7 protein-coding genes, 1 tRNA gene and 2 pseudogenes are annotated in these 8709 nt (G+C 47.8%); 3 read left to right on the forward strand and 7 right to left on the reverse strand.

Going from position 1 to position 8709, the window contains the following annotated elements; all coding sequences use genetic code 11:
• Positions 1–361, forward strand: a pseudogene (locus JF818_RS09805) (4-carboxy-4-hydroxy-2-oxoadipate aldolase/oxaloacetate decarboxylase); the annotation flags it as partial.
• 88 nt (positions 362–449) lie between these two features.
• Here the strand turns inward: JF818_RS09805 and trpB are convergent.
• Both trpB and trxA read right to left on the reverse strand, forming a co-directional pair.
• Positions 450–1733: a tryptophan synthase subunit beta gene (trpB, locus tag JF818_RS09810; RefSeq protein ID WP_198891833.1), complete on the reverse strand. Its 1284-nt coding sequence runs from the start codon at positions 1731–1733 to the stop codon at positions 450–452.
• A gap of 151 nt (positions 1734–1884) precedes the next feature.
• A complete protein-coding gene (gene trxA, locus JF818_RS09815; RefSeq protein ID WP_198891834.1) occupies positions 1885–2196 on the reverse strand; it encodes a thioredoxin in 312 nt (103 codons plus the stop codon).
• 105 nt (positions 2197–2301) lie between these two features.
• On the opposite strand from trxA, the gene JF818_RS09820 reads away from it, so the two are divergent.
• Complete coding sequence (locus JF818_RS09820; protein WP_198891835.1) at positions 2302–3216, forward strand: dipeptidase; 915 nt, start codon at positions 2302–2304, stop codon at positions 3214–3216.
• Here JF818_RS09820 and JF818_RS09825 read toward each other — a convergent pair.
• The 4 genes from JF818_RS09825 to trkA all read right to left on the reverse strand — a co-directional run bounded on the left by JF818_RS09825 (position 3200) and on the right by trkA (position 7970).
• Positions 3200–3898, reverse strand: a complete 699-nt coding sequence (locus JF818_RS09825; protein WP_198891836.1) for a DNA alkylation repair protein — start codon at positions 3896–3898, stop codon at positions 3200–3202. The two genes, JF818_RS09820 and JF818_RS09825, sit on opposite strands and share 17 nt — an antisense overlap.
• Positions 3895–5028, reverse strand: coding sequence for a glycerate kinase (locus tag JF818_RS09830; RefSeq protein ID WP_198891837.1), 1134 nt, complete (start codon positions 5026–5028; stop codon positions 3895–3897). The genes JF818_RS09825 and JF818_RS09830 overlap by 4 nt, the downstream gene beginning before the upstream one ends.
• Positions 5029–5134: 106 nt before the next feature.
• On the reverse strand, positions 5135–6592 hold the full coding sequence (locus JF818_RS09835; RefSeq protein ID WP_198891838.1) for a TrkH family potassium uptake protein: 1458 nt from the start codon (positions 6590–6592) through the stop codon (positions 5135–5137).
• A gap of 7 nt (positions 6593–6599) precedes the next feature.
• The gene (gene trkA / locus JF818_RS09840; RefSeq protein WP_370570324.1) at positions 6600–7970 is read right to left on the reverse strand and encodes a Trk system potassium transporter TrkA; all 1371 of its coding nucleotides are present in this window, start codon (positions 7968–7970) and stop codon (positions 6600–6602) included.
• A gap of 184 nt (positions 7971–8154) precedes the next feature.
• Between trkA and JF818_RS09845 the strand changes: the two genes are divergently transcribed.
• Positions 8155–8227 (forward strand) — tRNA-Met (locus tag JF818_RS09845).
• A 218-nt stretch (positions 8228–8445) separates the two neighbouring features.
• On the opposite strand, the pseudogene JF818_RS16410 reads toward JF818_RS09845, so the two are convergent.
• Positions 8446–8709, reverse strand: a pseudogene (locus JF818_RS16410) (nucleotidyl transferase AbiEii/AbiGii toxin family protein); the annotation flags it as partial.

An 8709-nucleotide genomic window follows, 5' to 3' on the forward strand; every position in this document is an offset into this window, starting at 1 on the left:
ACGTGACACTGCATCCTTCCAGGATATGGGATTCCCCGTATGGTCCAAGGCAGTAAGTGCACAAGGTACGGTCAAGGAGACCCTCGGTGCGGTCAATATTCCCATAGTCTGTGCAGGTCAGGTGGTTAATCCCGGCGATGTGGTGGTGGCTGACGATGACGGTGTGGTCATCGTAGAGCGCTTGGAAGCTGAAAAAGTGCTCAAGAAAGGATTGGAGCGTGAGAGGAAAGAAGCAGAGAAGCGTGCGATGTTTGCCGAAGGAACGCTCGGTCTTGATATCTATAACATGCGTCCTCGTTTACAGGAGAAGGGCCTGGTATACTTGGAGAACCTGGAGGAATATTATCAGTTAAAAAGCTAGCAATAGCATCCATACATCATCAGGGTATTATACAGGTCGGCCTCCTCGAGACCGACCTGTATGAATGATAGCAGATGAATAATACTCGTTATGATTTCTTGATATGGGAGAGGAACTCCTCGAATCCATTCTCCTTGCCCGTTGGCTCATACTCCACCAAGGGGTAGTGCTCCAGGACATAATCAATATCCTTATCCCCTCGACCTGAGAGGTTTACCAGAATTATCTCATCCTTCTTCATGGTTTTTGCAAGCTTGATGGCGTGAGCAACAGCGTGACTCGATTCCAAGGCTGGGATAATACCTTCCATTCTACTCAGTCCGTAGAAGGCCTCGACAGCCTCATGGTCGGTTGCACTATCATAGTTGACTCTTCCGATGGTTTTTAAATAGCTGTGCTGCGGACCAACACCAGGATAATCCAAACCACTGGCAATGGAGTAAACAGGAAGTGGTTCCCCGCTCTCATCCTGCAACAATAGACTCTTGAATCCGTGTAGAATGCCTACAGAGCCTTTGGTAATGGTTGCTGCATGGTCGGGGGTATCCAACCCTTTTCCAGCTGGTTCAACTCCATAGAGCTTGACCTCGGTGTCTTCAAGGAAGGCACTGAAAATCCCCATGGCATTTGAACCGCCACCTACACAAGCGACAATAGCTTCAGGAAGTCGGCCGGCCAACTCTTGGATCTGTGCCTTTGCCTCGATTCCCACTACACTCTGGAAATCCCTTACCATCATGGGGAAGGGGTGGGGTCCCACCACAGAGCCTATGCAGTAGATCTGGGTATCGGGATCTTCTAGATATGCCTCAAAAGCTGCATCCACTGCATCCTTGAGTGTTTTTGTTCCTCTGGTAACTTCGATAACCTGGGCACCTAGAATCTTCATTCTGCTTACATTAGGAGCCTCTTTCTTGATGTCGACCTCTCCCATGTAGATATCACACTCAAGTCCAAGCAAGGCAGCTGCAGTTGCAAGGGCAACTCCGTGTTGTCCTGCACCAGTTTCAGCAATGACTTTCTTCTTTCCCAGTTTCTTGGCAAGCAACACTTCTCCAATACAGTGGTTGATCTTGTGTGCACCAGTATGGTTCAGGTCTTCACGCTTTAGATATATCTGCGCCCCTCCTACCTCTTTGCTGAGGCGTTTTGCATGGTAGACAGGACTGGGACGACCTATATAATGTCTCTGAAGCGAACTGAGCTCCTCAAGGAATGCTGGGTCCTGTACGATTTCCTCATATGCCTTGGTTACCTCATCCATGACAGTTTGTAGCTGGGGAGGAATGTAGGAACCTCCGAACTCTCCGAAACGACCATCTGAGTCGGGTAGGTTGGTTGTGTTGATCTCTTTGGTAAGCATGTTCTGCATTGGATATCTCCTTGTGTTGGGTGTGATGTTACTATAAACAGAAACAATATGTCAACACAAAATAGATAAGTTTCTCCAAAAAGAATCATGGAATGAAAAAAATAACCCACAGAGTCATGCCCTGTGGGTCTGTGCGTGATTTCGTTCAGGCTTAGAGGCTGAGAGCCTTCTTCACAGCTGTTGCGTCACGTACGCCAATTGCCTTGTCCACAACTTTACCGTCCTTGTAGAAAAGCAAGGTGGGAATGGACTGCACGCCAAAGGTCATGGCCAATTCGCCTTCTTCATCAACATTCACTTTGACGACCTTCATTTTTCCATCCATTTCTTTGTCGAGCTGATCAAGGATGGGGCCCTGCATACGGCAAGGACCGCACCATGGTGCCCAGAAATCAACTACAACGGGAACATCACTCTTCAAAACTTCAGCTTCATATGTGCTCTTTGTTACATTTTTAACCATCTTAAACTCCTATTCTGTACGTTTACTACGTTTTGTGTTTCTTGTATTGTATAGGTAACATACTACAATTATTTGCTATCGGCAACTACCCGGGGGAACTTTTTTATGTATCCACTTATCGATTTACATTGTGACACCATCTATGCGTTGGAGGCTGGAGAGTCACATGGTTCTCTCATCGAGAATGATGGACATACTGATGTAAGGTGGATGGAGATGGCAGGAAGCATTACCACTACCTTTGCCCTCTATGTTCCCTTGGAGCAAGGGATTGCTCCCTGGGAGACGGTAGTGCGAATGCATGACCGCTTCTTAGAGGAAATCTCCCTCGCTGGGCATCGGATTGGCCAGGTGAGGACTGCCGAGGAGATACGCAACAATCCTGTCCAGGGTGCCTTACTGAGCTGTGAGGAGTTTCAGATACTGGAAGGGGAGCTGAATCGGATTTCCATCCTTGCTTCCTGGGGTGTGAGGATGGCCACCTTGATCTGGAACAAGGAGAATGATCTAGCCTTTCCAAACCACATGAGTGGTGGACTGAAACCATTCTGCTACGATGTGATCGCAGAGATGGAACGTCATAACATTCTGGTTGATGTTTCGCATCTTAATGATGATGGTTTCTATGATGTAGCGAAGGTTGCTGGAAGACCATTCATCGCGAGTCATTCCAACTGTAGGGCGATCACCAACCACAGCAGGAATCTCAGTGATGCGATGATTCGAAAGATTGCGGATGCAGGTGGGGTGGTTGGCCTGAATTTCTGTCCTTCCTTTCTCTCGGAGGACTGGGAATACAGCAGCTTGGAGGCTATGGTAAGACATGCATGTCATCTCAAACAGGTTGGAGGATCTCAGGCAATTGCAGTGAGGACTGATTTTGATGGGATCTATGGGTCATTGGAGATTGACCACTACAGCAAAATGGGCAGACTTTGGGATGCCCTTGCCAAGAAAGGATTCTCACCCACCGACCTTGAAGGGATGTGGTGCGGGAATGCGCTCAGGGTGCTTGCCTGAGAGCCTTGAGTCGTGTTTTATCCTCATCACTGACCAAGCGTGATTCAATGCACTTCTGGATGGCTTTTTTCCTTACCTTCTCAGCAAGAATCCCGGAATGCAGGTAGGGAAGGGTTCTCTCCTTATCCTTGCAGTATGCAGTTGCATAGGCCCAAGCAAGTGCCATCATAACGTAGTAGTGATCGCTCTCTGCAGTGGAGAGTTTCTTGAGAACCTCCCCAAAGGTGTCAGGTTCAAGGAAATACAGCATCAGGGTGACAATTCCCAGGCGCTTGTCATAGGGATATTCCTTTTCCAGTAATGCATTGAAATAAGGGTAGTAGAAATCCCTGTTCTTCCGAATCCATTTCATCTCAGATGCGAGGCAATCATTGGTGGCCCAACTGTTGTTATAGGGCAACATTTTGGGCAAATAGGCAAACCGCTCTTCTTCTGTGAGGGACATCAGGCCAAAGAGCTTGTAGAGGATGATGGTCTCTTCATAGGAGAGGGAATCGCAGCGGAGCAGTTCGGTAAAAAGATGTATATCCTGCTTTGAGGCAATGTGCTTTGCCAACCTCTGTAGTGCTGGTGCCCTGACTCCATACACCACTCCATTTGAGATCTGCAGTTTCAGCTGGAATGAGCGATAAGAAGGCTCAGCAAGTTCGCTGAGCCTTTCTATCAATGCTGTTCGATTCATAGTCCCATCTGCTTGGTGAATCGCATCAGGTTGTCGATGGTCTTCTCCATATCTTCAGGGGCACGGCCTTTGGCCTTCTTGAACTCAACAGCGACCCTGTTGATCGAGAAGATGCCGGTGACTCCCTCGTCATAGGCTCCTTCCACATCATCCCCGATATCCCCAACGATAGCGAGTACTGGTACCTTGGCTTTCTTGGCACGTCTGGATACCCCGATAACCACCTTTCCCCTGAGTGACTGGCCATCGATCTTCCCTTCACCGGTAAGGACCAGGTCTGCTTCCTTGAGCAGGGAGTCAAAGTTGACGGTATCCAAAACGGTCTCGATTCCCATCTGCAGGGTAGAGGAGAAGAAGGCAGCCATGCCGCCACCCATTCCGCCTGCTGCTCCACTGCCAGGGATTGCCTGTACATCAATACCCAGATCTTTCAGGATTACTCCAGCGAGACTTTTTAGGTTGGAATCCAGTACCTTTACCATCTCAGGGTCTGCACCTTTCTGTGGTCCAAAAATATAGGCTGCACCATTGGTTCCGTGGAACGGATTGTCAATGTCACACATGGTGGTGATGGTTACCTGCTTGAGCGCTGGATCGAGCTCTGATGTGTCAATCGATGCAACCTGGTCCATAGTCCCACCGGTAGGTACAAATGCATTGCCATCCTTATCCTTGAATACAACACCACAAGCAGCTGCTGCTCCGCACCCACCATCATTGGTGGAACTGCCTCCAAGACCAACGATGATGTGCTTGCAACCGTTTTTTGCTGCATCAAGCATCAGCTGTCCAACACCATAGGTTGTGGTCTTGTCCGGGCGGAGTTCATCGCCCACCAGGGGAAGCCCTGCACAAGATGCCATCTCGATGACAGCAGTATCGCCCTTGATGATACCATAGAAACTTTCCATGAGTTGTCCAAAGGGGCCTTGCACAGTTACGATACGTTTCTCCCCACCGAGGGCTTGAAGAAAAGCATCTACGCTCCCTTCTCCTCCGTCTGCGACCGGGATACTGGTGACTTTTGCATCGCTGTAGTGGCGCTTGATAGCTCTGTCCATGATGGAACAGATCTGTTCAGAACTCATGGTTCCCTTGAAAGAATCGGGGATCAAGAGGATGTTTTTCATCTGAGGCTCCTTTCTCATATCGGGTGTACTGACCCGGTTTTTTGCCATCTTACGGAATCTGTGGAAAAAAATCCACCCACATGTCAGACAAGCTGTGGTTTTTCTATCAACGCTTCCAGAAATGCTTTGAAAACAGGACAAAAACGGTAAACAATTCAAGACGGCCTACCAGCATCAGGAAGGAACACACCCATTTCAGAGCTGAAGGAAGAAAGGCAAAATTACCTGTGGGGCCAACTTCCCCAAATCCGATTCCGATATTGCCAAGACAGAGGAATGAGGCTGCAATACTGGAAAAGGGATCAAGGCCGCTCAAGGAGATAAGAACTGCTCCGACAATTCCTGTGAAGATGTAGACACCAAAAAAGGTTGCAATGGATCTCATCAAATCTTCAGGTATGGGGGATCGCCCGACTCTGACTTGGAAAATTCCTTTTGGGTGAATTCTCTGTTTGATATGGGCTCTCCCCATCTTGAAGAGTGTGGCAATCCTGACCACCTTTACACCACCTCCGGCAGATCCTGCCGATCCTCCGATGAAGAAGAGCAGGAAGAAAAGCATCTGCGGAAAGGCAGGCCAGAGCACATAGTCAGTGGTAGCAAACCCTGTGGTGGTGAGAATGGATGCAGTGAGAAATGCACTGTAGCGGAAAGCCTCACCGAAGGAACCATAGGTATTTGAAAATGTGAGATGCCAAGCTGCAAGCAATGCAACCACTGCCCAGATACCAAGATAGAAGCGAAGCTCACCATCCCTCAGAACGGATTTTAATTTTCCACTGATGGCCTTGTAGTAGAGTGCGAAGTTGGCTCCTGCAATGAGCATGAATATGGTGACCACAACATCTACATAGAGGCTTGAGAATGTCCCTATGGATGAATTCTTTACACAGAATCCAGCTGCGGCCATGGTCGAAAAGGTAACAGTAACAGCATCATAGAGAGATAGTCCGCCCATGAGAAGCAAGATGGTTTCGAGTACAGAGAAACCGATATAGATCGACCAGAGAATGAGGGCTGTATTCTTGATCTTGGGAGTAAGCTTATCCTTTGTTGGGCCAACCGTTTCAGCTCCAACGAGCAGTGCTCCGCTGACACCAAGGGCCGGCAATAGGGCCACGAAGAGTACCACGATTCCCATACCCCCCAACCAGTTGGTTTGTGAACGCCAGAACAGGATGGATTTGGGTAGACTCTCAATTTCCGGCAGTACCGTGGCCCCCGTGGTAGTGAATCCACTCATGATCTCAAAGTAGGCGCTGGGATAGTCTACATAGGCTCCACTGGCTACCAAGGGGATAGCTGAGAATGCGGTTGCGATGACCCATGTCAGGGTTACCACGAGGTACCCATCACGAGCGAGCATCTGCTTATTCTGTGACTTTCCGGTACTGATAAGGATAGTGGTACTGAAGATTGCTATGGCAGCATATGCTACCAAAAATCCTTTGATGGCATCTGTTTCCTGATAATTGAATGCCAGGGCAGTAGGGATGCCCATAAGCAGGCCAATAAAGAGTACAATAAATGATAACAGCCGAAGGTCCAGTTTCCAATTTATCATGGTAATCCTACCCAAAGAGTTTTTGGATGAACTCAGTAGCTTGCCTGAGTGCTGCTACGACAACAGTATCCCCTTCATTGAGGGTAGAATTCCCATTGGGAATGAAGCTCTTCCCTTCATTATTGGTAATGCCTGCAACTATTGCCTTCTTTCTCATATTGATGTCTTTTAACTGCTTGCCGCACATCTCACTGTCTGCGTGGATGATGAATTCATACACCTCGAGCTGACCGTTGAAGAGTGAGTGTACACTCGATACATTGCTCCCCCTGAGATAGCGAAGCAAGGACTCTACGGTGGTGTCGGTGGTTGAGATGACCACATCGATTCCAAGGTAGGAAGCCATACGTGAATAGTTGTTGTTTTGCTTGATGAGTGCCATGGAACGCATGATACCGATACGTTTTGCGTAACTTGCGGTGATGATGTTCAACTCGTCATTGTCGGTAAGGGCGATAAGAAGATCATAGCTTCCCAGCTGTTCCTCTGCCATGATGTCTTCGTCGGTGATATCGGCCTTGATGACCAGAATCTCACGAAAGCGCTCTGAGAATTCCTTGCAAACCTCAGGATCTTGGTCGACGATGGTGACCTTGGAACGCATTGCAGGACTCATCCGATTCAGCAGTGCCCGGGTAATTCTACTAGCTCCAACCAACACCATGTTATTAGGTCTTTTCTGTAGTTTTCCGACTGTTTTCAGTATATCGGTGACTTCCTGCGATTCAGCTATGATACTCAGTGTATCCTCAGCCTGTATGGTGGTCTCTCCTGAAGGAACGAGGACCTGTCCCCTTCGTTTGATGGAAGCGATAACAAACTCAGCGTTGAGCTTACTGCGCATCTCACTGACGGTGGTCCCTACATAGGTACTGTTTTTTTCGATATAGAAATTATAGAGCAGTAGCTTGGAGTTACTGAATGCCAAGAGGTTTCCGTTAACCCCTTGTTCTATGATGGCAAAGATCGATCGTGCTGTTTCTGCATTGGGATTTACGATATAATCGATACCGAGTAATCCTTCCTTAAGGCCACCACTGCCGGTGTAGATCAGGGATCGTATTGCAGCAACGGTTTTGGTATTTGGGAATGATGAGGAGACCAGTCCGCATGAGACCAGGTTGATTTCATCACTGTTGGTTACTGCAATAAAGGCTTCTGCTTGCTCGACTCCTGCTTCAGTGAGCTTGTCTATGTCGGTTCCGTTGCCCAGAACACCAAGACAATCGAGTTTGGAAACAGCCATTTCGACTCTTTCAAACGAGTTGTCAAGGATTACTACATCCTTACCATCTGTAATGAGTTGTTTTGCCATTCCCATGCCGCGTCTTCCCGCACCTAGGATAACCACTTTCTTACTCGTACCAGGCTCCTTCACGTTTCATTGGGAAACGTTGTGTATATAGTACCAGACATGCTGTAAAAGCATAAGGCTTTTATGCGTTGAAATACCATACCCAATAACTACAACCGTTGCAAGGTGTTAAATTATTTTTATAGCATTAATTACAATGCTGGTTGACAAGATTTTCCTTTTTCCGTATAGTACAGAAGAAATTCGACGCAGGGTGGAGCAGTTGGCAGCTCGTCGGGCTCATAACCCGAAGGTCGTAGGTCCGAGTCCTACCCCTGCTAAACAGTTGGTTTGAAGAATGGACTGCCGCACGTGCAAAGGCACACGGCAGGACGGTGATTCCTTATTCTACCAGACTACTAGGCAACTTGTTAGGCGACAATGGTCGTACAGCGGGTTGCCTTTCTTGTGTCTTGAGTCTGAGTTACGACCACTGACAGGCGACCTGACTCTTGGCTATGGTTCCTCAACGATAGAAGCCTCTTCTTCTGTTCTCGGATTACGATATTGAGGTTGGCTTTAGGTTGTTTATCTGTTCTTCCAATTCTTTTAGCGTTTCGAATATTTCAGTTAGTGAGATCTTTTTGCCAAATATCATAACTTGCATCTCCCGGTAATCTCGAACTAGTAGCTGTTTAATTTTTTCTGGAGGAATCAATTTGAATGACCCAGGAACAGCTGTTTCATAATGTGCCCATCTAACTGGATAGAACTTCTGTTTGAAATCTATGACCTCTCTGAGAAGATTCAGATCAGATAAGGC

Origin of the sequence: Sphaerochaeta sp. S2, assembly GCF_016406725.1 — a bacterium.
In the GTDB taxonomy this organism is placed as follows: domain Bacteria; phylum Spirochaetota; class Spirochaetia; order Sphaerochaetales; family Sphaerochaetaceae; genus Sphaerochaeta.

Coding starts and splice junctions, on each gene's coding strand:
- trxA (WP_198891834.1), bottom strand. CDS start 2,196: ATGGTTAAAAATGTAACAAAGAGCACATATGAAGCTGAAGTTTTGAAG.
- trpB (WP_198891833.1), bottom strand. CDS start 1,733: ATGCAGAACATGCTTACCAAAGAGATCAACACAACCAACCTACCCGAC.
- JF818_RS09830 (WP_198891837.1), bottom strand. CDS start 5,028: ATGAAAAACATCCTCTTGATCCCCGATTCTTTCAAGGGAACCATGAGT.
- JF818_RS09820 (WP_198891835.1), top strand. CDS start 2,302: ATGTATCCACTTATCGATTTACATTGTGACACCATCTATGCGTTGGAG.
- JF818_RS09835 (WP_198891838.1), bottom strand. CDS start 6,592: ATGATAAATTGGAAACTGGACCTTCGGCTGTTATCATTTATTGTACTC.
- JF818_RS09825 (WP_198891836.1), bottom strand. CDS start 3,898: ATGAATCGAACAGCATTGATAGAAAGGCTCAGCGAACTTGCTGAGCCT.